Here is a 24,321-nt window from a genome sequence, read left to right as displayed (position 1 = left end):
TCGAAAGCTCCTTGTCGGTCTCTCTCAGGCGGTGAGTTCGGCGGCGGTTTCTTCCGCGGCCGGGTCTTCGACGGCTGTCATGTTCTGGGCGGCAGCGTTTTTGGCGTCTTTCGCTGCTTTGGCGGCGCGGGCTGCGGTCATGTCGGCGGCTCGTTGGTGGTCGTAGCCGAGGATGAACCGGATCTGGGCTGTGGTGTCGAGGTGTGCGGGCATCGCGGTTTCGTAACCGAGTAGCTCGGAGATCTTGGCCAGACGGGTGTCGAGGGCCCGCCCGGCGGGGCGGGTGGCTTTTTTGCCGTTGAGTTTTTTGAGGTGGCCGTTGGCGTTGAGACGCAGCATCCGCATGGTGGCGGCTGGCTGGCTCATGGCAAGCCCGAAGTAGCGGTCGCGGATGGTGGCATTGATGTCGGGGATCGCTCGCCGTTGGACGGATTCGAGGACGGCGAACATCCGGCCCCACACGTAAGCGGGGTCGGTGGCGGTTTCGTCGAGACCTGGCATGACTTTCTCTTTCAGGTATGGGGGGCGGTTGAGGGCCAGGCGCAGCATCGCGACGCGGGGCAGGTCGACGTGGTGGTCGTTGCGGATGCGATGCAACAGCCTCGCAACCAGGTGTGGTGGTGGTGAACCGCCGTGTAGCGCGCAGCGCAGCAGGTCTCGTTCGATGCCGCGGGCCGCGCTGCCGACGACGTAGGAGCCACGGCGTTTGTCCCAGCGGCCGGTAGCCTGGACCATCCTCTTCAGCCCGACTTCGTGAACGCCATCTGCCCAGAGCTGTGTGGTGCCGTGGTCGTCGAACCAATCCCGGAAGCGTTTCTTGATTTCCAGAACCGGGACATCGATCCAGTCCCGCACCACGACGCGGCTTTGATTCGCCGACAGAGTGATGGCGTGGAAGTCGGTGCCCTCGACGAGTGTGCCCGATTCCCCTTTCCATACTTCCTCACGCAGGGCCGCGACCTGCCCGGGGTGGGGTGCGTCGATGATACGGACGTCGAACTCGACGGCGGGGTCACGCAGCCACCAGGTCAGCACGGTGTCCTCGCCGCGCCGGTGACGCTGTGGGTCCGACAGCAGACTGTTCAGCGCAGCCATGGCCTGGCCGCCGCAGTCCTCGCACAGTGGGGTGTTGGCCAGCTGCAAGGTTCCCATCCGCCCTTGGGCGGAGGTGTTGACCGACACCAGCGCCGCGTCCCGGCCGCGTTTGGGCCGCCCCGACGCGTCGACCCCGACAGGGATCAGGCTGCCCTTGACCATCTCCGGGACCGTTTTCAACAGCGGCCCTTCCGTCGCGCACGACAGGCAGAACCCTTCGCTGCCGGAACTCTTGCGGGTTCGTGCCACTGCTGCCCAGAACTCCATCGCCGACTCCCGCAGGTGCACCAGCTCAGCCGCGACGAGGAACGCCACCAAGTCCGATGACTTGGCCTCCCGCAGTCGCAAGTCGGCCAGAACCTCGAGATGCCGTCCGGTGGTGAAGAATTCACACACATTCTGCGCGACCGGATCGCCGCTGGATTCCCGCCATTCCTGTAGCAGGGTGAGGTAGGCGTCGCGGCGGCGGGCTGCGTCGCGGCGGGCCTTGTCGTCGTCCTTCTTGGCGAGAGCGAAGGCGTATTCAAGTGTGTCGACCAGCAGCATCGCCGCGATACCACTGGTCCGTGTCAGATACGGTGTCGCCAATGGCGATCCGGCCTTGTGCTCGGCGTCGGCGCGGTCGATCAGACTCGGATTCCCGGCATCGTCGAGCACAACCGACCACCGCACCGTCCTGGTCCGGTAGTAGCGGGGCACGCTGTCATCGGTAGTGCGGCTTTTGACGAGTCGGTCAATCAGCATCGGTTCGCCTCCCGCGTTTGGCCGGACCGGTCGAGGGCAGTTGGGTGCCGTTGGGCGGGACGCGCAGGACCCCGTTGGTCAGCTGGGCGGGAAACCAACTGTAGGTTTCGCCTCCGTGCTCGTCGTAGTGGATGCTGTGCAGCATTATCCCGAGTTCTTTGTCCTTGTCGCGGCTGTCCGAAATGGGTTCGGCTGCGGTAGCTTTGCCGAAGCGGGCCGAGAATTCGCGGGTGCCTAGGAACGGCTGGGAGTAGCAAGCGCCCTTGTCGACGCGGCGGCGGAACTGCTCCCGGTAGGCCACCTCTGTCGCTGTGGCGTGTGGCCGGAGCTTGATCTGTGCGTGGATGCGGTAGGCGACATCGCGCAGTCCGACGGTGTTGCGTTGATCGCGGTCGTCCTCGACGTTGTAGTGCAGGCCGGCATGGGCCATCGCGCGACGGACCCAATCATCGGAGACCGTCGATTTGACCTCGTTGCGGCGGATGGAGAACCAGCGGATCGGTTTGAGGACCTCGATCTTGACGATGATGTAGTCGAATTCTGGTTTCCAGAAGATGGCGTCCAGGATTCCCCGGGCGGCCGACGGGGTCATGACTTCGTAGCTGAAGCGTTCGGACTTCATCTCCGGGCGGGTGAAGCAGGCGTACTCGCCACTGACCTCGACTACGAGCGGGGGGTTCGGATAGCGCGGATGGGTGTTGTTCACCAGACGTAGTCCTCCGGGTCGGGGTAGCTGAATTCAATTCCGCGGGCGCCGTACTCGCCGCACCACTCATACAGGCGGCCGCTGCCGGGTCTTGCCGGGTCGCCGACCAGTACCGTGGCCAGGCCCTCGGCCGCGGCTCGCGCAGCTAGTCGCTTGGGTAGCGCGGCGAGGTAGGGCTGTAGTCGCCGGTACACCCACGGCTCGACCCTGCCCGGACCGGCCAGAGCTGTCCGCAACTGTTCTCGTTCGGTGTCGTCGCCGTAGCCGACCAGCACCGGGACGGTGTGTTCGTCGATCATGCGGAACGTCTCGGCGACTTTCGGGAAGTCGAAGGACGCCCGCAACTGCTGGATCGTGGCCCCGACGCCGGTGTTGTCGATGTTCTTCACCGCATACCGGGTGGTGTAGTAGTCGCGCAGCAGCTCCAGCCGATCCGGGTCCCGCCCCGGACCGAAGAACGATCGTGTGACATCCAGGGCAGGCCCGTACACCATCGCCGTGCCTTCCACACTGCCGTCGATCGGGTCGAAGACCACCACCCGGCCCTCGTCGAGCAGCCCGTTACGGTTGCAGCGCCCAGCGGCCTGCAACAACGCCTCCGCAGTCGCGAAAGCCCGATACACCACCGGGAAATCCAGATCGACACCCGCTTCGACCAGCTGCGTGGCGACCACCGCCACCGGCTGCCCGGCGGCGAGGCGCGCGCTGATCTGCGCCAGCACATCACGGCGATGAGCACCGGCCATCCGCGTCGACAGATGCAGCACCGGCCCCTGCGTGTCGTGGGATTCGATCAGCCGATGTAGTTCGGCGGCATCAGCGGTCGTATTGACGATCAGCAGCACCTGGCGCTGCCCTGCCGCGTCCTCGGCGATCTGCTCGAGGGTGGGCTTGGGATCGCACCGCCACTCGAACCGGACCCGTCGTAGCCGGTCGTACAACGGCTGCGGTCGCGCAATGACATTGCGACGCTCCACGTCCCGGAAGATCTCCAAACTGAAGAACTCCGGCTGGGTCGCCGAGGCCAGCAACACCGTCGTACCGAAGTGCTCGCTCAGATTCCGCAGCACCGACAGGATCGGCAGCAACAACGAATCCGGCAGCGACTGCACCTCATCCAGCACGATCACCGAACCCGCCAGCCGGTGCAGCTTCCGCATCGCCGACGGCTTACGGCTGAACAACGACTCGAACAACTGCACCGTCGTCGTCACCACCACCGGCGCATCCCAATTCTCCGCCGCCAACCGCTGCCAACGCCCCACCGGACCGAGCCCGTCCACATCGACGCCACTGTGATGCTCGAGCACATGCTCATCCCCGAACAACCGCCGATACACCTCCGCGTTCTGCTCAGTGATCGACAGGAACGGCACCGCGACAATCACCCGTGCCAAACCGTGCCGGACAGCGTGATGCACCGCGAAACCACCCGCCGCGATCGTCTTCCCAGCACCCGTCGGAGCGGGAAACGGGAAAACCCCGATCGGCTGCGACGCCGCGGCAACAGCCTGCTCGTACACCTCGCTACGGATAGCGTCCACCCCCGCTGCCCCACCATCCGAACGGGCCGGGCGGCCAGCCAGATACTCGAGACGGTTCCGTTCATACACTTCCGCCAACTCCGACAGCCGACGCGGCGACAGTCGCCGTTGCCCGGTGAAATGCCGCTCTGTGTCGAGGAAGTCGGCATCAACCACAGCGCTGAAAACCATCCGCAGCAGCAACTCCACCACACACCGATCCGCCGGTGGCAGCGCCCACACCGGGATCTCCGGCAACGGATCCGGGAAGATCTCCGGCATCACCGCCACCACCCGAGCGACCGCCTCCTGCACCGCGACCCGGTCCGGCCCCTCGGCACGCCCAAGCGCCTTCGCCAGTGCCGGTCGATCGCTCAACCCACCGTGATGACCGAGAACCGCCATCGAAAACAGACCCAGCCCGGCCTCTTTCGCCGCCAACCAGGTCCCGGCAAGTTTATGGTCAATACTCCGGCCCTGCCCATCAACCACGCGCCCACCACAGGTTCCGGCCCGCAGCAGCCCCGCCTGCCACGAGCAGCCGCCTTTACCCGTGTCATGGACTAAGCCGACATACTCCGCAACCTGCGCGGCCCCGAAAACCCTGGCGAACTGCGCCGCCAGCGCGGCAGTGCCTCGTGAATGATCGACCAGATCGTGACGAATCCCCGCCGTATTCTCACTGTGCGCCCACAAACCCGACGACAAACCTCCCCCTCATATCCAGAGCAAATTCGGCACAGGCAGCGACCGTACGCCAAGGGGCCGACAACCCGTGGCGCATCACAGGATTAGGGACAGCAGCATGCTGCCGCCCCCGTTCCGAACTACATCGAACGATCTTCACCCTCGCGGCGCTGATCATGAGCGCGAAGGAAGTCGACGCCGAGACGGCGATCCCACTGACCGTCCTGCTCGGGTCCGGGATCGTGACGTGCATAATGACTCCGACCAACCGAAAGACCGATACCAGCGACGGATCGACAGGACCCGCGCACGGGTTTGCGCGTCGGAGGCAAAAACCTCCAATGCACAGAGATTCCCAGGGAGGTTCCGAACCGGCGAACAGCAGTTATCAACTTCAACACACTCGAAGCAGTGCCTGCGCGCGGCCCCAGTCGACATCCGCCCAGCTCACGCACCGTGGCGCTCGCCCTCACGGGCGACCGAGGATCGCAACAATCACGGGCGAGACGTCCGGACCGGTCAGGTGCCGATGGCGGTCGCCCTCACGGGCGGCCGAGGATCGCAACACCTACGAAGCCGAAGCGTGGAATGCCATCCGCGAGGAGGTGGGCCTTCAGGGCGGCCGAGGATCGCAACTGGGACATGGTGGAGATCACCGAGCACTACGGGCAGTGGCGGTCGCCCTCAGGGGCGGCTGAGGATCGCAACTGGCCGTCGCTGCAGCGGGAAGTGTCGTGGGTCAACACCGTGGCGGTCGCCATTACGGGCGGCCGAAGAGTACGAAGCCGACGCGTCCATGACTCAGCTCAAGGCGGAGCACCACATGGCCAAGCGGACGGCAAGAGTGCTCCGGGAGGCCGGAGCGACGATCCGGCCCAGAGGTGGACGACAGCTATAGGTGACACCCGGCTCGAACTATCCACTACGCCACGACTGGTAGCTACTGACGAAAACAATCAAGGCGCTGCACGGCCTGCGCCGACTAAGCCAAAGCTCGAGGCGGCGTTCGAGGATGGCATTGGCGAATTCGATTGCCAGCCTGGCCTCTTCGCGGCTGGCGTGGGTATACGCCGACCATGACAATGCGCGGTTAGGGTCCTCGGCGGCGCGGATGTTCCAGCACCCACACCGTCGTATCCACCGACCACACCGGGAACAGGTCCCTCGACAAGCGAATGACCGCGCGCATCGCGCCCCGGTCACCAACTCCTTGCGGACCGACTGTTCATGTTCATCCGATGACGCCGCCGCCGATACCGGCATCAGCACCGCTGCCCGCCGATGGCCAGAGTCTGACAACCCCCTTGTTGCACCTCTAGTGGTTGGCCGCCTACGGTCGCAGGGGTCCGAGACGCGGTTCCCGGAGCGGAGGGGCAGTACACCATGTTCGTTGACGAGTTCGTCTCGCGCACGACTTGCCGACTTGGCCGACGTCAGGCGGCCGACGATTACCACGTGGTCGACCCGGCACGACGACTTCCCTCGGCCGGAACCCGGCTCTCGCCATGTGCGGCTCCCGGCAGCGATCAAATGGCTCGACAGGCGCCCGATCTCGGCCAAGGAACTCCAGGACGGCGAACCCGCCCGGTTCACCTACGGCGCCCGCGTCCTCGCCCGGGTCTCGACATCGAAACGAAGGAGCCGGAGCAGGCCACACCAACCGAGAGAGAAGACGGACGGGTGGTCGTCGATGAGCTCGTTGGCCCCCAAGCCGCCAGGATCCGGGGCAATGGATCACACGCGGACTATCTGGAGTACTTGTTGTGCTTGATCTTCCTGCTGCGTTTCGAGAGCCCCGCCAGCATTAGGGACAGAATATTCTACCGCGCTGGTAGCACGGGCGAGTTCCTCGAGAATCCCGAGCGCCTCACCCACGAGCTGATGCTCCAGCACGCAATCCCCGCCGGATTGGAAACGGCGTTTCGGCGCGTAGAACCTGCCAACATCGCTGACCTCGAAAGGATAGTCGAGATCTGCTCGGCCGTGGGCACCAACTCGTTCCGGTATCTGCTCGACCTGCTGTCACACGAGAGGAGCGCATCCGGCAGCGAGTTCTTCACCCCGCCCCGGATCGCTGCTCTTGCCGTAGCGTTGGCTGTCGGGCCAAGGGCCGAGCCGGGCAGTGTCTACGACCCCTACGTCCGCGGCGGCGAGCTAAGGGGTGAAACCACCAGCAACGTACGCTAACCCCTATCGCAGGCCGACCGTCAGCGCGATCCTGCATTGGCACAATGTTCCGTTGCGTTCCTCGCTCCAACAGGGCCGGGAAGTGCAGGTCGCCAACCCTCGGTGGCTTCGTTCGCGAATTCGGACGACACATGCTCACGAATTCCAGCGTCGATCGGAACCGAAAGATGCGCCCGGCTGTTCGCGAACGTCGACGGCACGCCAACGGCCCGAGGACGACGGTTGGCTCGACAACCATTGCAGCGCTGCATTATACGAGCGGTACGGATCAAGGCTTGGTGCTATCGACATTCGTGAAACATCGAACCCGCCAGTTGGGTGTCTCCGTCGGTGTTCGTGAACATGTGCCATCGCAGATGGCGGACAGAGCCACCTCGGCGACGTCAGATTACAAACCCTCCAAGACCGTACGCCGCGGGATCAGCGCGCTACGTCAGCGACTGCAGGCCGCTGGCGAGGTCGGCGTTGATCAGCGCATCACGCTCATCAACGGTGAGCCACCGTGCCGTCGAGCTGCCGCCCGTCGGCCGCTCGACCCACAGCACATCGTCGACGGCTTCCGCGACTGCGTGCAGGTGGCTGATCACCATGACCATTCGGTCCTCACCGGTCTGAGCCCGTAAGACTTCGAGAGCCGAATGCAATGCCTCGGTGTCCAGCGTCGCGAAGCCCTCGTCGAGGAACAGAGACCCGAGTCGGGGCCCGCTGAGCGAATGCAGTTCGGCCAGGGCGAGAGCCAACGCCAACGAGGCCAGGAACTTTTCACCTCCAGACAGTCGATTGGCGCTGTGCGCTACTTGACTGCCGCGACTGACGATGTCGCAGTTGGGGGCGAAGCCGAACTGGTCCTCGGTCAGTTTCCCGAGCAGCGAACTGGCGATTCCGAGGAGCGTCTTGGTGTTGAGAGTGGTGAGGTGGCCCAGGAACTTTGCGTCAACCAATTCCTTCTTGAGTACTTCGAGGGCTGCGTGGCGAGCCTGGCCAGCGGCGATCGCGAAGTCGAGGTCGGCTGCCTGCTGTACCTGCGCTGTGGCCTCGCCTTGTGCCGCACGCAACCGTTCGGCATCCTTGCGTGCATTCGCCATCGCGACGATGAGCGGGCGGACAGCCTGGGACGTGTTCCAGTCGACCGTCTCCGCGATCTCGGGTATGTCGGGCAGTTTCTCCACCTCGACTTTGATACTGGCGATGGCGTTATTGGCTACGAGAGTGTGAGCAGCGCACGCACCGGTCAGCTTCGAGTTGGCTGCAGCCGTCGCGTCGTTCAGTCTGGCGACGAACTCACGTGCGTCACCTATCCCGCGGCCCTTTGGGGCATCCGGAATTAGGCAGTCGCCATCCTCGAGATAGTCAACCGCGCGACCTAACGCTCTTGCCCAGTTGCCCAGCGCATTGCGCAGGTCCGACAGCGGATTGTCCAGAAGTTGGTTGACTTCCTGGTCCAGTCGGCGCTGCTGATTGAGCACATCAGCAGCCTCTCGGCGTACCCGTTCGAGGGATTCGGTCAGACTCTCCATCTCAGCCTTCGAGGCGGCGACTGCTGTGGTTGCCTCGTGAACAGAATCAGCAGTGATGTCGATCACTTCGCTCGGCAGCATGTTGCGGGGACCGACGGGCAGGCCGTTGATCTCGGCTGCGGTCAGGGCGACCGCCGCGTTCTCACGGGCCTCCGCTTGTTGAACCTCGTCGACACGCGAAATATGGGCCTTCTGTCGGTCGACTAGCGCCTTGCGGTCGGCGTCGATGCCGATGGTGGCTTGTGACGCTCTGTCGCGCCGCAGGTTGACGTCGGCTGCGACCGCCGTCTCACATGTGGCGATCGCCTCGATAATTGGGTTTGCCGCAGTCTTGTACGGTGCCGAGTCGCTGGGCAGAACGGCGAGTTGCAGAGCGGCAGTGAGCGTCGCCCAGGATGCGGCTGCGTCGAAGTGTCCACCGACTTCGCCGGCTGCGGCGGCGAACTCTTTGAGCTGCGTGCACGACGCGTCGGCGGATCGTTGCGCTTCGAGCTCCGCGTCACGGTGCTTCTTCGCACTGATCGAGACTGTCCGTTCAGCGGATGCGACTGCGGCTTTGGCATCGGCGATGTCGTCGCTGATCTTCTCCCGCAGCGCCGTGGCCTCGCCGAGCGCCGTCTGGACCTTGCGGATCTCGTCCGAGGTCGCGGTCCCGCCCGCTTCGAAGGGATCCGGTACTTGCTGGTGGCAGACCGGGCAATCGTCTCCGGGATGGATGTCCGCGGCGATCAGTGCGGCCCGATTCTGCAGTTCCAATGCACTTTTTCGCGCCTCCGCGCGGGTGACCGCGTCCTTGGCGGCCACGAGTTCCTGCGTGAGATCTGCGAACAGTTTATTGGCCCTTGCCAGTTCGTCGTTGGCTTCCTGCCGCGCATTGGTTGTTTCGGCGACATGGAAGGCCGCCTCGAGCGCCTCGCGGACTTTCATTCGGAGTTCGTTGGCGCGGCTGCGGACGTCGTCGCCGACTGCGGCGGCCGTGTCGGCGGCGTCGATGAGTGGCTGAGTTTTCTCGCTCCGCTCGTTCAATTCGGCTTCATCGGCAGCGATTTGGCTGGACTCCTCGGCCAGGCTCGTCGTGCGGTCGTCGAGGCTTCGCTGCTCCTGGCGATGACCTTCAGCGCGCTCAACGAGGCGCGCCAAGATCCCTTCGGCGTTGCCCAACGAACTAAGGCCCTCACCTGCCTGTTCGCGCAGTCGGATCTGCTCGACCAGACTTTGCTCACGAGTGTCGATCTCGGCAGCGCTCTCCTCGAGCGATGCCCGTTGTTGCCCTATTCTATCGGCGATCGGTCCGAGCTTGTCCAGGGTGGGGATCGCCTCGTGCACAATCCCTTCGGCGAGGTTGTCGGTGGCAGTCCGAGCCGCGATTGCTGCCGCATGAGCCGCCGAAACCGTCTCCTGCAGTGCGGATATCGTGCCGATGGTCGTGTCCAGTTGGTCCGCCAATGCTTCAGCGACCGAGGCCTTCGAGCCGTATTCCGCTGCGGTCTGTGCCGGATCCGGCCACATGCCCTTGCGTTTCTCCGTCGCTGTTGCGAGAAGCTTTGCGAGTTCCGTCGCCCTGTCCCGGGCGGTTTCCTGGACCTTCACCAGCGATTCCGCCCCGAACAGCTCACGGAGGTGCCTCTTGCGCTCGCTCGCCTTCGAGGTCAGAAGCTGGTCGAACTTTCCTTGTGGCAGCAGTCCCACTCGAAGGAACGTGTCGTAGCCCAGCTGCAGGATGCCTTCGATGCGCTTGGTCACCGCCGTAGCGCCGTCGACTTCTTCGCCGGTATCGAGGTTCTTCAGGTGGTGTCGCCCGGCATTGGGATTGGTGGCATGAATTGTGCGGTGCACCCGCCAGCGGACGCCACCGTGGATGAAGGTGAGTTCCACGCTGCCGACGCTGGCCTTGTCGGCGATGAGAGGCTTCGTCTCTCGGCCATCCCACGAACTCTTGTTGAACAGCGCGAAGGTAACCCCTTCGAGAATACTGCTCTTCCCGGCTCCAGTGTCACCAAGTACCGCGGTCAAGCCCTTGCCAGCGAAGTCGATGGTCGCGGATTCCGGGTAGCTGCGGAACCCTTTCATGGAGAGCGTGACCGGCTTCATCGCAGTGCCTCCGAATCTGTCGTGTGTCCGGTTGTCAGGACGCCGGCGCGGTCGATGTTCTCTGGGGTATGGCCGTCTATCGCGGCAGCCAGCAGGCTCATCTCGCAGCAGCCCGTGCCATCGGCGGGGTCAGGGTCGGCTTGAATGTCAGTGAGAGTGGCCATGACGTGGTCCAGCGCTCGCCCTGCCACGCGACCGTCTGCTAGGTACTCGCGCAGGATCTCTTCGACACTGGGGAGGTCGTCGGCAGTCGTGGTCCTGTCCATGATCTGCTTTTCGGCCCCTGGCCGGTATTCGTCGATCCCCACGATCGTCGCCTTGGGCAGCATCTCGGAGAGAGATTCCGAGAGTCCGAGCACGGGGCTGTCGGCCTGGACGCTGACTTTCACCCACGCATCGCCGACTCGACTCGCATCCGCCCTAATCTGATCCATCGTTCCGGCGAGCCTCACCAGGCGGCGGCCTGACTCCAGTGGCACGAGCTCGATTCGAGGTTCCCGTTCAGGCGCGATCTCAACGAGAACCACGCTCTTGGTGTCCCTTATCTCACCGAAGTCCATCTGAAGCGGACTGCCCGCGTAGCGCGCGCTGAAGCCGACTCCATCGATTCGTTGTGGCTTATGGATATGACCGAGCGCACCATAGTCGACCTTCGGCAGCCCCATTGCACTCGAAGCGAAGTCCGGCCCAATGGAGATCTTCCGCTCGGAATGCGACGGCGTGGCACCCTCAACGAACAGGTGCGCGGCGTACACCAGTACGTCCCGAGGACCACGGTCGTGAGCGAGGCAACGGTAGACGTCGGCCTGCACGGCCCGCATCCGTTCGGCGTAGGTCGCGGTCGCTGTCGCTGGGTCAGAGAAGTCGTAGGCGAACCGGTTAGGGTGCAGATACGGCAGCCCACCCACCCGAACCGTCAATTCCCCTTGCGCTGCTGGATACTCGGCGATCAGCAGGCCGTCGGGACGAGCGTCGGTCGCGAATCGCACCCTGGATTCCGTGCATGTACGGGTGCCCAGGTCGCTGATCATGAACTCCAGGAACGACAGGACGTGCCGGGTGTCGTGGTTGCCCGCGACGACTACCACGGGTGCGATGTCGCCAAGCCGTCGAAGTGCCAGCGCGGCACGGCGCATGTCGTCCAAACTGGGTCGATGACCGTCGAATAGATCTCCGCTGTGAACGATCACGTCAGGAGCGAAATCAGCTGCGATACCTACGATCTCATTCAGTACGGCGTCGAACTCTGCGTCGCGTCGATGACGTCCGATTTGGCGCCCCAAATGCCAATCGGAGGTGTGGAACACGCGTGCTGTCACGGGGTTCTCCGAAGAAGGTAACGGGCGGGCATCCCATGCGCCGCCGCGGTCGAGTGGAGTCGAGCGACACCGAGACTACACCACACTCGGGAGAATATCGGGAAAACATCTGGAACTCTGGTAGTCTCCAAAGCTATGAGCAACCCGCTGGACGAGTTGGACAAGAGCATCGCCGAGCTGCGGCGCGCGATCCGCGATGCATCCGCCGCCGGCGACACGGAGCGGGTCGGCGAACTCCGAGCGCAACTTCGCCGAACAGAACGTGCGTGGGATGCACTGCTGGAGACCGACGAACCGGCCCAGTCGGCCACCATGCCGGGCCAGCCGACATCGGCCGAACCCCCATCAACGACGCTACCTGCTCGCGAGCACGTACAGCGAGCGTTGATGCTCCTCCAGACACCCGCCGCGCCGAAGCTCATCGTCGACGTCCACGACGCGTTCTTCCCTGGAGACCTGACGACAGCCAAACTGTCGAGTCTTCGCCGCGACGAAGAGCGGTCCTACCGTGCTGCTCCCGGCGCTCGCCCCTACTACCTGTGCCCGGCACTCAACCACGAGCTTCTGTCGCCGGCCAGAGCATTGCTCACGATCAGCACCTGGTCGCTCGAGCAACGCATCGTCGGCCCACTCTCGCCGCGGGTGAACTTTCTTACCGGCGCGATTCGAATCGCCGAGGCAATTCGTGGGATACGAACAGCTGGTTCGGAACCCACGCCCGCCGCGATGCGCTTGCTGTGGCGGTTCGCGACCAACATCCCCGACGCGATGCCGCCGGAGGCGAGCCTCGTCGTCAAGGATCTGGACCAGGTGATCGACGCGGCCCTCACCGAACTGGAAGTTCACTCAGACGCCGATCACGCGGCCAGAACCGCGTCCGCGCGACGCGCACGAAAGCAACTGAACGACGAACAGCAACTGTTCGGCGCACCGCTGCGACAGGCCCGGCTCGAGCAAGCCGACTCCTGACACAGGAACAACCCTGATAGACCCTTCTGCCCCTTCTCCTCAAGGAACAACACTGCCGTGAAGGTAGCTCCTGACAGCCGTTTGGACGCGTTGCGTGGGTCCGCGACCCGTCTGAACTTCAACGCTCGGTCACTGGCCGCGCTCGAGAACAATCCACGCTGCACCCTGCGGTCGGTCCTGGACGCCTCCGGCTCCAACAAGAAGGACATCGCGGAACATGCTGGGTACCGAACTCAGTTCGGCCAGTCCATCTTCGCCATCACCCGCGGCAACAACTTCGAGAAGATGGTGAAGGCCAACGGATGCGCCGAACTGCTGCGCGTACTCCGAGACGTCCTCGACCTCCCCATTCCGCAGGTCGGGTACCGGGATCTCAATGACATCGGCGGGGTCAGCACACCGTCCGTCCGTCACAACGAGACCGAAAAAGCGCTGGTCGGTGCCGCCCGGGGCGATGGAGATGGCACCCTGTACGACCATCCGCTACTGCGGTTGGAGGTCGGCGGCCAGTTCGTATTCCTCGAGCCGGACCTGGTCGCGTTCAAGTTCGGCGACAAGTTCTACGTCGTGGAGATCAAGAGCTTTCCGGTCGTCGACGGACAGGCTGACCCCGCACTGGTGAAGTCCGCGACCACCCAGGCATGCGCCTACATCCTCGCACTCCGCACGATGCTCGCGGCCGCCGACATCAACCCCGACGTCGTGTCCGACAAGATCGTCCTCATCGGGCCGAAGAACTTCACCAACCGACCGACCGGCGCATTTGTCGACGCGCGGAACCAGGTGAAGAACCTCGCCCGGCAGCTCGACCGAATCGAACGCATCGGCAACCAGCTCGACCTGCTGCCTGAAGGCACGACATTCGACCTGGACAAAGACGAGGACGGACATCCTCAACGTCCGCAGTCCGAACTGTTGGAAGCGCTCGACTCCGTGCCGGCCGCGTACCGTCCGGACTGCCTCAGCCATTGCGAAATGGCCTTCTTCTGCCGGTCGCGGGCACGGGCCTGCGGAAGTCTCGATGTCCTCGGACCAGCGGTCACCGAGCCCTTGGGCGGCATTGACACCATGACCATGGCATTGGGGCTCGCGCGCGGCGAACTGGAGCCGAACCAAGAACAGGTCGAGATAGCTGTCGCGCTGCGACACGCGGCGCGGCTGCGCGCCGAACTGGTCGACATCGGCGGTACCTCGACGAGGGGCGGGCGATGAGCAAGGTCTCGGCCCTGGCGCGCCTCGAAGCGATGGAATCGATGAGGGCAGTGCCCATCACGAAGTTTCGCCACCGACGACTTTCAGCCAAACCACTGGTAGTTATCCCGCTAGTCATGGCCGGCGAGGCTGGGTCACCGCTCGCGGTGATGGTCGGATCCGCGAAGCGGTCGGCACGACTGATCATCGTGGGTCAGCCCCGCAATCCTGATCAGCGTTTCATCTTCGCTGCTGAATTCGGCAGCGTCGTGATGAAGTACATTAACGAGTTCCGCACAAACCGCCGCGAGATTCGCACGAAAGGCGGCGGGCCGCGATCTCACTTCGTTACCGCCCCGCAGATTCTGGTGCCCAACCGTGGTGGGATCCAGGCGCTGAAGGATCTGGGGCGTACCTGCCGCTTCCGCAAGACAACCGGCGACTATCCAGTCCCCGCGGTCGTGCCTGAGCTGGGCACATGGCTTACAGCCCTGACCGACTCCGCGGAGCAAGCCGGAACCTCGATGCTACTGGCCATCACCGATCTTCTTACTGAACACTGGGCCACTGGTCAGAGCACCTTCGAGGACCAAAACCTGGCTTCCGTCATGGCTTGGATCGCCCCGCCTCAGAACGTCAGTGTCGAGCAGGCCCTTCTCGACGCCGAAAACCCGGTCATCTGCCCACCCGCCGGACCGTCGACGTCTCCGGAATTCGATAATCGACAGCTGCAGCCGGCGATCCGGAACTTCGATGCCGCGCGGCAGTCCGGAAATGTGGATGCCATCAACGCCGCGCGGCAGGAACTTCAGGACCTCATCGGCGAACAGATCAAACCAACGTGGCGAACGATGTGGGACGCGGTCGCTCAACTGAGCAGTGTCCCCGAGGCGCCAAGCGCGGCAAAACGTTTCGAATCGGACTGCGCAACGTTCACCGCCTTCTCCGACTACCAGGACGCTGGTACCGCCCTGCCCCAGCGTGCACGAGACAACGCAGTAGGAGCCGCAAGACGACTCAGCCGACATGAACGGGCCATCGAAGAGTTCGAAGCTGACAAGGCCTTCGACGACCCCTTCGTACTCGCCGACCGACGAAGCATCGGCGAAGCGTTCGCCGGAATCGTTGAAGCTGCAGAACCTAACCGAGTCGTCATCAGCGACAACAATCGTCGGATTTTGCGGCCTCGCTTCCTCATCCGGACACTCGATCCCACCCGACTCACAGATGAAACCCAGTTGATCAGCCCCACCATGCCGGACGGCCACAAGGCCAAGATCATCACAACAGAACTCAAGGCCGACTCCAGCCTCGTCACCGTCGAAGTCGTCGGCGGCATGGGCACGCCTGCCAAACCGAAGTTCGGGTCGGTCCCCGAGGTCGGCCAGACCGTCGCCTACCTTCCGGATCCAGGCTGGCGACCCATACCCCAATTCCCATCTGCTGAGACAGCGCTGTGGACACACACCGATACGACGGCTCCCGATCTCGACATCTCGAATTCCATCACAGCGAACACAGAGGAGTGGGGCGATGACGACTGAGCACCTGATCGACGCCGATCCTGTTACACGGGCTGCAGCGGTCACGGACCGAATCATGACCGATCTAGCCAACTCTGATCACCGGGCAGTCGTGGTTGACTCACCACCCGGAGCCGGCAAGAGCACGCTCGTCGTACGCGCTGCGGGCGAGCTCGTTGCCGGAAACGAACGTCCGATGATCGTGGCACAGACCAACAACCAGGTCGACGACCTCATCCTTCGTCTGGCTCGAGCACACCCAGGAATTCCGATCGGCAGACTTAGCGGCGGCGAGTACCGGCCGTCGCCCGAGACTGCAGGTGCCTGCACCATCGATACGAGCCTCGCTGCCCTGTCCGCGTGCCGAATCGTCGTCGGCACGTCCGCCAAGTGGGCGGTGGTTCGCGACGGCCAGTTCGGTTGGGCCATCCTGGATGAGGCGTACCAGATGCGCTCCGACAAACTCCTGCAGATTGTCGAACGGTTCGATCGAGGACTGTTCGTGGGCGACCCCGGGCAGCTTGATCCGTTCACCATCGCGGAAACAGAGCGGTGGACAGGCCTGCCGCACGACCCGACCAAGAACGGCGTCAGCGTCATGCTGCAGCACAATCCACGCACTCCCGTGCACACGCTGCCGGTGTCGTGGCGCCTCCCCGTGTCCGCTTCGCGTACGATCCAGGAAGCATTCTATCCACGGGTCGAATTCACCTCCGGCACGACAGAACGCACACGATCCCTACAGTTCCGAACCAGGAGTTTCGGCTCCAGCGCACTCGACGAGACACTCGAGATGGCGGCTGCAACAGGCTGGGCCTACCATGAACTTCCCCGCCGACATGTCCCCCGAACAGACGGCGAGACCGTCCAATCCGCGGCACAGCTCGCCACCAGATTGCTCGACCGTGGCGCCACCGGATACTGCGAACGCGAGCCTGACGGTCGCGAGCTCCAGGCCACCGACATCGCGATCGGAGTGGCGCACCGCGACCAAGCCGACCTCATCCGAGCCGCGCTGAGTCGATCCAACAACCCCGCTGCCCGAGAGATCACCGTCGACAACGCCAACCGGCTTCAGGGGCGCGAGTACGAGGTCGTCATCGTGATGCACCCGCTGTCAGGCAGACGTGATGCGACCTCATTCCACCTCGAGTCCGGCCGGTTGTGCGTTTTGACCTCTCGGCATCGCCAGGCCTGCATCGTCGTTGGCCGAGCAGGAATCACCGACCTACTGGACAGCCACCCGTCAACCGAGCCGATCCACCTCTCGGTGCCGGCGAAATTCCCTGACGGCTGGCAAGCGAACCAGGTGGTCATGGCTCACCTCACCCAGCACCGGATAGGAGCATGACTGCCATCACCATTCCCAACCGGCTCGGGTGCTGACGTGACTCGGGTGCCGCGCGGACTGCCGCCGGGTGACTTCACCCTACAGAATGCAGTATAAAATGATCCCACACGGCACGAAGTCAGATTATTCCCATTCATCTACATTGGGAACGGGTCGCCGGGTGTCGTGCCCTCCTTCTCTCCTCCATGTTTATCCAATACGCTCGAACACACCGTCAGTAGTATTCGCGCACGTAACCGAGCGCCTTGTCGAACACATCGCTGTCCCGAATCTTGAACTGTATGTAGAGGGTTTGGCGCAGTACCTGACGAACCTGCTTGTCGCCTTGGATCGTGTCCTGCCAGCCGTCGAAGCGGACACCCCGCACCACTTCGTCGATCCGGCTCACCACATTGCCGACAATGATGGGTGTCTCGTCGGTTTCCAGCGCCTCGAACAGTTCGGTCAGCGCTGCCTGCCCCTGCTCCTCGCGCGGGACCTGCTCGGCAGCCTTTTCCGCCGCCACCGTGTCGCGGGCCAACTCCAGCAGATCACGCAAAAACTCAAGGCTGGATTGCTGGATGCCGGCGTATTTTTCGCGCAGCGCGTTGAGACGCTGACCAAGTTCGACGAAGACCGGGTTGGTGAGGTGACGCGCGATACGTGCGGTGATCTGCTTTTCGATCTCCTCGCTCGACACATCGGGCCCTTTGCCCTGCATCAGATCTTCGATGGTCGCCGCGTCGAGCACGATCTCCTCGGAGCTCTGCGGAATCTCGACCCGTACATGCTCGTTGATGAGATCGATGGTTTTGGCCCCGAGCGCATGCCACACCAGACGGCCGGTGATGTCGGAAGGCCGCACCGACTCGTAAACATCTGTGAGCCAACGGTAATCGTCGCGGAAGGAAGTAAGGATCGGATCGGGGCTCAGTGCCTCCCACAACTGGGAGACGATGCTGTAAACCCGGCCGAACGCGTCTTTAGTGTCATCGTCCGCGATCGCGGACTGAGCCTGGACGAGACCTTCGTACCCGCCGACTGTTCGATCGACCCCCGGGAAGAAGGCCAGTGCAGTCGCGATGGCCGGCGCAAGCTCATTCTTCAATTCCTCGATGTTCGACACGACCCGCTCTACCGCCTTCTCGTCGAAGGCCAGCGATTTGGCGACGTCGTCGAAAATACCGAGGTAGTCGACGATCAGACCGTGTGTCTTGGCAGGCGGATACACCCGGTTGGTGCGAGTGATGGCCTGCAGCAGTGTGTGCTCCTTCAGCGGCCGGTCGAGATACTGGCAGTAGAGGATCGGTGCGTCGAACCCGGTGAGCAGCTTGGCGGTGACGATGATGATCTTCAGCGGATCGGCGGGATCGTTGAACCGAGTGAGAATTTGCTCGAGTTGGTCTGCGGCGGGTGTCCATTGTGCCCAGTCGTTGGAGTCGCCACGGGTTTTCGACATGACGACCGTCGAAGCATCCGGTCCCAGATGTTTGTCGAGTTCGGCCTTGTAGGCAACGCAGCACGCCTTGTCGTAGGCAACCACCTGCGCCTTGAATCCCGACGGCTCAACTCTCGTGCGAAAGTGCTCGGCGATATCGGCGGCGATCTTCGCGATTCGCGAGGGACTCTTGATCAGCACCTCGATCGAGGCCGCCTTCTGCGAGAGGGTGATCTTCTCCTGCTCCGACAGGCCACGGTCGGCGACCAGTTCCTCGAAGGCGGCGTCGATGTCCTCCTGATCGATGTGGATCTCCGACAATCGCGGCTCGAAATGCAATGGGAGCGTGGCACCGTCACGGATCGAGTCATGAAAGGAGTACCGCGACAGGTAGCCGCCCTCATCCTCGGGCGACCCGAACCACATGAACGTGTTGCGGTCGCGCTTGTTGATCGGCGTACCGGTCAGGCCAAACAGGAACGCGTTCGGCAGCGCCTCGCGCATCTTCTGGCCGTAGTCGCCCTCCTGCGATCGGTGCGCCTCGTCGACCATCACGATGATGTTATGACGAGTATCCAGAACACCCGGCGCCTCACCGAATTTCTGAACCGTCGTGATGATGATCCGACGTGCACCTCCGCTCAGCATGGTGTGCAGGTCGGCGCGGGAATCCGCTGATTCGAGGCCCGGCACATCGGAGGCGTTGAAGGTCCCGGTGATCTGAGTGTCGAGATCGATGCGGTCGACCACGATCAGGATCGTCGGATTAGTCAATGCGGCCATCGCGCGCAACTTAAGCGCGGTGAAAACCATCAGCAGCGACTTTCCCGATCCCTGGAAATGCCAGATCAGGCCCTGCTTGATCGTGCCACGCAACACGCGCTCGACAATGAGATTGGTCGCCTGGAACTGCTGGAACCGAGCGATGATCTTGATTTTGCGGTGCTGCTTGTCGGTCGCGTAGAGGGTAAAGAACCGCAGAAAGTTCAGTACCGCAGCGGGTTTCAGAACCCCCTCGGCCGCCTCCCGCACCGCGACCAGTCCGAACTTGGCCGGTGCATCCTCGCCGGGCACCTCCTCGCGCCACGGCCCCCACAGCTCGATCGGCATTCCCACGGTGCCGTAGTGGAAGTCCTTCCCTTCACTTGCGAAGGAGAACACGTTGGGGACGAAGAACTGCGGCACCGTCTGTTCGTAATCGGCATGGACCTGTGCAGCCCCGTCGATCCACGTGTAGGCCGACCGGGTCGGCGACTTCGCCTCGCCGAGAACGAGTGGAAAACCGTTGCACCACAACACCAGATCGAAGCGCTTCTCAGCCCTCCCCTGTCTAAAGGTGACTTCAGTCGAGATGATCCACTGATTCGACGAGTCATCCTCGGGGTAGTCGAAATTGATCAGCCGAACCGTCGTATGCTCCCCGCTCGGCCCGAACGGCATCGACTTCTGCCCAGTCAGCCACGCCATGAACTCCTCATTTGCGACCACCGGATGCCTGCTGTTGCGTGCGGAGAGAAGGATGGCGCGCAAGTGGTACAGCACCTGCTCGGCCTTGGATTCGTCCACCTCGGGATTGAGGTCGACCAAAGCCTCCTTGACCCGGCTCTCGAGCATGACTTCATCAGTGCGCCGTGGGAGTTCGGAACCGGGTACGACTTGGACGTGGGGCGATTCCACGATGTCGCGGATGAAGTCGCGGACGGTGTTGGCTTCGTTGAACTGAGCCATTAGCTATCTCCGAAGATTTCAGTCAGAACTACTGTGCGCAATGCAGTAAGTGTTACAGATTCGGTATCCAGATCCGTCATGGCAGAATCAAGCCTGTCTATTGTCGACAGTGCGTTAAGTTGGTCTTCACCCTCAAGTATTCCGATAGGAAATTCCGAAACTTGGGTTTTATTAATAGATGCCAGATTACTCGTACGCTTGGCTGCCACTCTAAAGTAGGCACGTCCATGGGTCGACTCGGTATGAAGGCTGATCCAGTATGGTGACACACTCGGCTCGCTCACTCGTACGGCGAAGACATGGTTTTGATGAAGACATTGAGGGATTTGACAACGCCATACAGCGCCACGACCAAGCTTGTCGATATCGCCGCCCTCCGTCATGAGAACATCTCCATCCCTCAGGGCGTAGCGTTCAGCATCGGCAACTGACACCGAGATCGTCTTGACGTCGGCGAGATCGATCTCCCCCGCCTGAACGTTGGCAACACGAACGTAAGGCCGATCAACCACTTCTCCGGACGTTCGCTTACCCTTTTGAATTCCCCCCCTGATTTCAGCGACTCGCGCAAGCGGCACCGCCCGGTTTTTCAGCGCACGACCGATGGCCTGGTCTACGAAATATAACCGAGTTGCCCGCATCACATTTCTAGACGCACGTAGCTGGACCCGATGACTTTCCACTCTCCAAATCAGGTCGGCGATCTTATTCTGCTCGTCCAAAGACGGAAGTTTGAACTCGTACTGCTGGAATTGCCCCCATAGCAGGCGCGGGTTCATCGAGCCTGTCGCCTCAGCAGTCGCGTATTCGACGAAGGGGTCGGAGGACAAGACCCACGGAAGGAAGTTCTGAAGTAGACCGTTGTCGGGATCGGCATCGAGAACGTATGTCTTATCGGCAACAACTCCGGAGAAATCTACGACGCCGGTCTTACGCAAGTACGGTCGTGCGGATACGAAAAGGATTTGTCCCGGCTCGAACACATACCTGAATGTGGAGCCCATTTGTCCATCGCCGACGTCGCCCCAGCGTTGAATCACCATCGACTCGCTGTCGATGTGCCCACCCGCGACGTAACGCTCTATTCCCGCCTCAGCAGGGTCAGCTTGTTTACGTGACCGCTGGACGACGTCACCCAGACGAACACGTTTCCACCCCGATTTGTCGAGTTTAAGATTCATTTTCCGATTCCCCCGGACATCAGAGCGAGAACTTCTCGACCCGCGTTGTCCGCACGTACGGCGCTCTCCCGCCATGCCGCCACGGCTGCGGCAACAGTCGTCGCACCCGATTCGGAAGACCGATCCGCACCGTTGACATATGAAGGGATAGCCAGACTGTGGCTCTTCGAGCGGATCTGCTCGTTGTCGGCGACTGTGGCGAATCCGGGTCGTGTGTCGAACGTTCGAAACGCCTCAAGTATGTTCGACTGGTGATCCTCGCTGAGGAAGGACTGGCGCCCCTCGCGGAAATACTCGTTCTTGGCGTCGATGAACAGTATCTTCCCGCGGCGTTCCGGCAATTTGTTGACGTTGAGTACCAACACGATCGCTTCCATGCTCGAGTTGTAGAAGAGCCCGTGCGCCAACCCGATCACCGCTTCGACGATGTCGGACTCAACCATCGCCGCACGAACCTGCGCCTCACCGACACGGGTCAATACGCCGTGCGGCAACAAGATTGCCGCACGTCCCTTACGGCGATCGAGACTTGCGGCAATATGCTGGATGAAGGCGTAGTCGGCTGCATTCTGCGGTGGAACACCCCAAAGTTGACGCCCGTAAGGATCTTTGGCGAACAGGCCCCGATTCCACGCTTTGATCGAGTACGGCGGGTTGGCGAGGACTACATCGAAGGTCTGCAACCGGCCTGCCGCATCGTGAAAAGCCGGCTGCGACAACGTGTCTCCGTGTGCGATATGCCCATCCGTCACGCCGTGCAGGAACAGGTTCATCCGCGCGATGGCCGAGGTACCGTAGTTGAGTTCCTGGCCGTACAGACGCAGGTTGCGCCACTCCTTGCCCTGGCGCTTCACCTCGGCGACAGTCGAGATGAGCATGCCCCCGGTGCCGCAGGTCGGGTCATAGACCGATTCGCCTGGTTGCGGTTCCAGCATCATCGTCATGAGGTGGACGAGGGTGCGGTTGGTGTAGAACTCCTGGGCAGTGTGGCCGGAGTCGTCGGCGAACTTCTTGATCAGATACTCGTACCCGTTGCCGAGCTCGTCTTCGGGGAGGTTGGCGATGGTCAGGGTACGAGTGGAGAAGTGTTCGATCAGGTCCGCGAGGGTGGAGTCGGGCAGGAGATTCTTGTTGCCCCAGTCTCCGTCACCGAAGACGCCAGGCAGGGTGTCCGGGTTCGCCGATTCGATCTCCCGCATGGCATACAAGATCGTGGCACCGATATTGCGTGTCACGGAACGGATATCGTTCCAGTGGCAGCCGTCGGGGATGGCGAACCGGTGGTTCTCGGGGAGGTCCGCGAGCTCGTCGTCGCCATAGATTTTCGCGGCGGCCGCATGCTCTTCGTCGTAGGCGTCCGAGATTCGTTTGAGGAAGACCAGCGGGAAGATGTACTGCTTGTAATCTCCCGCGTCGATGAGGCCGCGCAGTACGATGGCCGCGCCCCACAGGTAGGACTCCAGTTCCCGCTGGCTGATACGTGCCGTCATGCCGAGGCCCCCAATCCCCACTTCGCCAATTCGGATTCCAGGGCAGCGCGCGTCAGCGTGGCTTTCGCCTGGGCTGCTTCGAGATTCGCTAATGCCTCGGCCAACGTTACCTTCTCCTCGGTGTCGGCGGGTGCGACGTACAGCGGGATGTTGAGGTTATACCCGTTGGCGGCGATCTCCTCGAGGTCGACCACGCGCGCGAGACCGTCGATATCGCAGAAGGTTTCGTATGCACCAAGGATCTGCTCGGCGTGCTCGGGCTCCAGGGTGTTCTGGTTGCGTCCGCGCTTGAACAGCGTCTCACCGTTGATGAACAGGACCTTGTTCTGCTTGTCGTGCTTCTTCCCGCGGCGCAGAATCAGTACGCATGCGGCAAGACCGGTGCCGTAGAACAGGTTCGGTGCCAGGCCGATGACGGCATCGACCGCGTCGGATTCGAGGATGTGCGTGCGGATCTTCGCCTCGGCGCCCTGGCGGAACAGCGCGCCCTGCGGCAGGACGACCGCCACACGACCACTCCTGGAGGCTGCGGAGATGAGCATGTGCTGCACCCAAGCCCAATCGGCGTACCCCTTCGGCGGCGTACCACCGAGGCTGTTGCGACCCCACCGATCGGTGACCCACTCCCCTTCGCCCCAATTTTTCAGGGAGAATGGCGGATTGGCCACCACACAGTCGAACCGGGCGAGCCGGTTACCGGCGAAGAACGCCGGTTCGCGCAGCGTGTCCTCACGGATAATCTTGAAGTCCTCGATGCCGTGCAGCAGTAGGTTCATCCGAGCGATCGCTGAGGTGGTAAGCACCTTTTCTTGACCATAGAGCTTGCCCCACAACGTTTTCGGGCTACCACCGGTAGCTTTCACGTGCTCGATGACCTCGATCAACATACCGCCGGTTCCACAGGCTGGGTCGTAGACCGTCTCGCCTTCCACCGGGTTCAGGATGTTGATCAGCAGAGCCACCACCGAGCGTGGGGTGTAGTACTCGCCGGCCTTCTTGTTCGACTGGTCGGCGAACCGTTTGATCAGGTACTCGTAGGCGTTGCCGAAGACATCCGGCGGGACGGCCGCATTGGACAGCGTCTTGGTGGAGAAATGCTCGATCAGGTCCGCGAGCTTGCGGTCGGGCAGTTTGTCCTTGTTGGTCCAGTTCGCGCCGCCAAAGATGCCGTAGAGCGTCTCCGGATTCGCCTTCTCGATCTCCCGGAACGCCGTCTGCAACATATTGCCGATGTTCTCGGTGCGGCTGCGCACATCCTCCCACAGGCTGCCCTCCGGGATCGAGAACCGGTGATTCTCCGCGAAGGCGGCGAACTCGTGGTCCCCTCCCGACTCCTCCAGCGCCTCGGCGAACTCCTCCAGATACACATCGCTGATCCGCTTGAAGAACATCAGCGGAAAGATGTAGGCCTTGAAATCGGCCTGATCGATGCTGCCGCGTAGCAGGTCAGCGGCTCTGCCGAGGTATTGCTCCAGCTCTGGGAGGGATATGCGGACGGTCGTCACGGGGCTCCTTCGGGATCTCGATGACCATTGCGGGCCAGGGCACCGACATATTGTCCGCAGGCCCTCCCATAGCGAATCATCCCCCTCCGGCGTCGTA

The 24,321-nt window shown here is 62.6% G+C and carries 14 protein-coding genes; 5 read left to right on the top strand and 9 right to left on the bottom strand.

Translation table 11 applies throughout. The annotated features are described in order from the left end of the window. Window positions 1–24: 24 nt before the first annotated feature. From cas8c to NG1_RS30945, 3 genes are read right to left on the bottom strand one after another with little or no spacing between them, the layout of a single operon-like run. Window positions 25–1,839 (bottom strand): type I-C CRISPR-associated protein Cas8c/Csd1, encoded by a 1,815-nt coding sequence (gene cas8c, locus NG1_RS30955; RefSeq protein WP_084499325.1) that lies wholly within the window; start codon window positions 1,837–1,839, stop codon window positions 25–27. After that, window positions 1,829–2,545, bottom strand: a complete 717-nt coding sequence (gene cas5c / locus NG1_RS30950) for a type I-C CRISPR-associated protein Cas5c (protein ID WP_062976759.1) — start codon at window positions 2,543–2,545, stop codon at window positions 1,829–1,831. The genes cas8c and cas5c overlap by 11 nt, the downstream gene beginning before the upstream one ends. After that, on the bottom strand, window positions 2,542–4,776 hold the full coding sequence (locus NG1_RS30945; protein ID WP_062976757.1) for a CRISPR-associated helicase/endonuclease Cas3: 2,235 nt from the start codon (window positions 4,774–4,776) through the stop codon (window positions 2,542–2,544). The genes cas5c and NG1_RS30945 overlap by 4 nt, the downstream gene beginning before the upstream one ends. 1,659 nt (window positions 4,777–6,435) lie before the next feature. On the opposite strand from NG1_RS30945, the gene NG1_RS30940 reads away from it, so the two are divergent. After that, entirely contained in the window at window positions 6,436–6,942 is a 507-nt protein-coding gene (locus NG1_RS30940) for a hypothetical protein (RefSeq protein WP_062976755.1), read from the top strand. A 428-nt stretch (window positions 6,943–7,370) separates the two neighbouring features. On the opposite strand, the gene NG1_RS30935 is transcribed toward NG1_RS30940, so the two are convergent. Together NG1_RS30935 and NG1_RS30930 are read right to left on the bottom strand one after the other, a co-directional pair. Next, entirely contained in the window at window positions 7,371–10,550 is a 3,180-nt protein-coding gene (locus NG1_RS30935) for an AAA family ATPase (protein ID WP_062976753.1), read from the bottom strand. Beyond that, window positions 10,547–11,869 carry a metallophosphoesterase family protein gene (locus NG1_RS30930; RefSeq protein ID WP_062976751.1) on the bottom strand — a complete coding sequence of 441 codons (1,323 nt, stop codon included), beginning with the start codon at window positions 11,867–11,869 and terminating at the stop codon, window positions 10,547–10,549. The genes NG1_RS30935 and NG1_RS30930 overlap by 4 nt, the downstream gene beginning before the upstream one ends. A gap of 135 nt (window positions 11,870–12,004) precedes the next feature. Here NG1_RS30930 and NG1_RS30925 point away from each other — a divergent pair, with 135 nt between their 5' ends. Genes NG1_RS30925 through NG1_RS30910 form a run of 4 tightly spaced genes read left to right on the top strand, consistent with a single transcriptional unit; the run spans window position 12,005 to window position 16,903 of the window. Then, window positions 12,005–12,838, top strand: a complete 834-nt coding sequence (locus NG1_RS30925; RefSeq protein ID WP_062976749.1) for a hypothetical protein — start codon at window positions 12,005–12,007, stop codon at window positions 12,836–12,838. Between the two features lie 57 nt (window positions 12,839–12,895). Then, window positions 12,896–14,050, top strand: a complete 1,155-nt coding sequence (locus tag NG1_RS30920; RefSeq protein WP_062976746.1) for a hypothetical protein — start codon at window positions 12,896–12,898, stop codon at window positions 14,048–14,050. Beyond that, window positions 14,047–15,573: a hypothetical protein gene (locus tag NG1_RS30915; RefSeq protein ID WP_062976744.1), complete on the top strand. Its 1,527-nt coding sequence runs from the start codon at window positions 14,047–14,049 to the stop codon at window positions 15,571–15,573. The genes NG1_RS30920 and NG1_RS30915 overlap by 4 nt, the downstream gene beginning before the upstream one ends. After that, window positions 15,563–16,903, top strand: a complete 1,341-nt coding sequence (locus NG1_RS30910) for an AAA domain-containing protein (RefSeq protein ID WP_062976742.1) — start codon at window positions 15,563–15,565, stop codon at window positions 16,901–16,903. The genes NG1_RS30915 and NG1_RS30910 overlap by 11 nt, the downstream gene beginning before the upstream one ends. Window positions 16,904–17,117: 214 nt before the next feature. Here NG1_RS30910 and NG1_RS30905 read toward each other — a convergent pair whose 3' ends face one another. From NG1_RS30905 to NG1_RS30895, 4 genes are read right to left on the bottom strand one after another with little or no spacing between them, the layout of a single operon-like run. Continuing rightward, window positions 17,118–20,048, bottom strand: a complete 2,931-nt coding sequence (locus NG1_RS30905) for a type I restriction endonuclease subunit R (RefSeq protein WP_062976740.1) — start codon at window positions 20,046–20,048, stop codon at window positions 17,118–17,120. Then, window positions 20,048–21,229 carry a restriction endonuclease subunit S gene (locus tag NG1_RS36090; protein WP_168434269.1) on the bottom strand — a complete coding sequence of 394 codons (1,182 nt, stop codon included), beginning with the start codon at window positions 21,227–21,229 and terminating at the stop codon, window positions 20,048–20,050. The genes NG1_RS30905 and NG1_RS36090 overlap by 1 nt, the downstream gene beginning before the upstream one ends. Next, entirely contained in the window at window positions 21,226–22,719 is a 1,494-nt protein-coding gene (locus tag NG1_RS30900) for a type I restriction-modification system subunit M (protein ID WP_062976738.1), read from the bottom strand. The genes NG1_RS36090 and NG1_RS30900 overlap by 4 nt, the downstream gene beginning before the upstream one ends. Further along, window positions 22,716–24,224, bottom strand: coding sequence for a type I restriction-modification system subunit M (locus NG1_RS30895; RefSeq protein ID WP_062976736.1), 1,509 nt, complete (start codon window positions 24,222–24,224; stop codon window positions 22,716–22,718). The genes NG1_RS30900 and NG1_RS30895 overlap by 4 nt, the downstream gene beginning before the upstream one ends. Between the last annotated feature and the right edge of the window lie 97 nt (window positions 24,225–24,321).

Origin of the sequence: Nocardia gamkensis NBRC 108242 (assembly GCF_001612985.1) — a bacterium.
GTDB lineage: Bacteria > Actinomycetota > Actinomycetes > Mycobacteriales > Mycobacteriaceae > Nocardia > Nocardia gamkensis.
The sequence above is the reverse complement of the archived record's forward strand: the minus strand, read 5'-3'. Positions and strand labels throughout refer to the sequence as shown.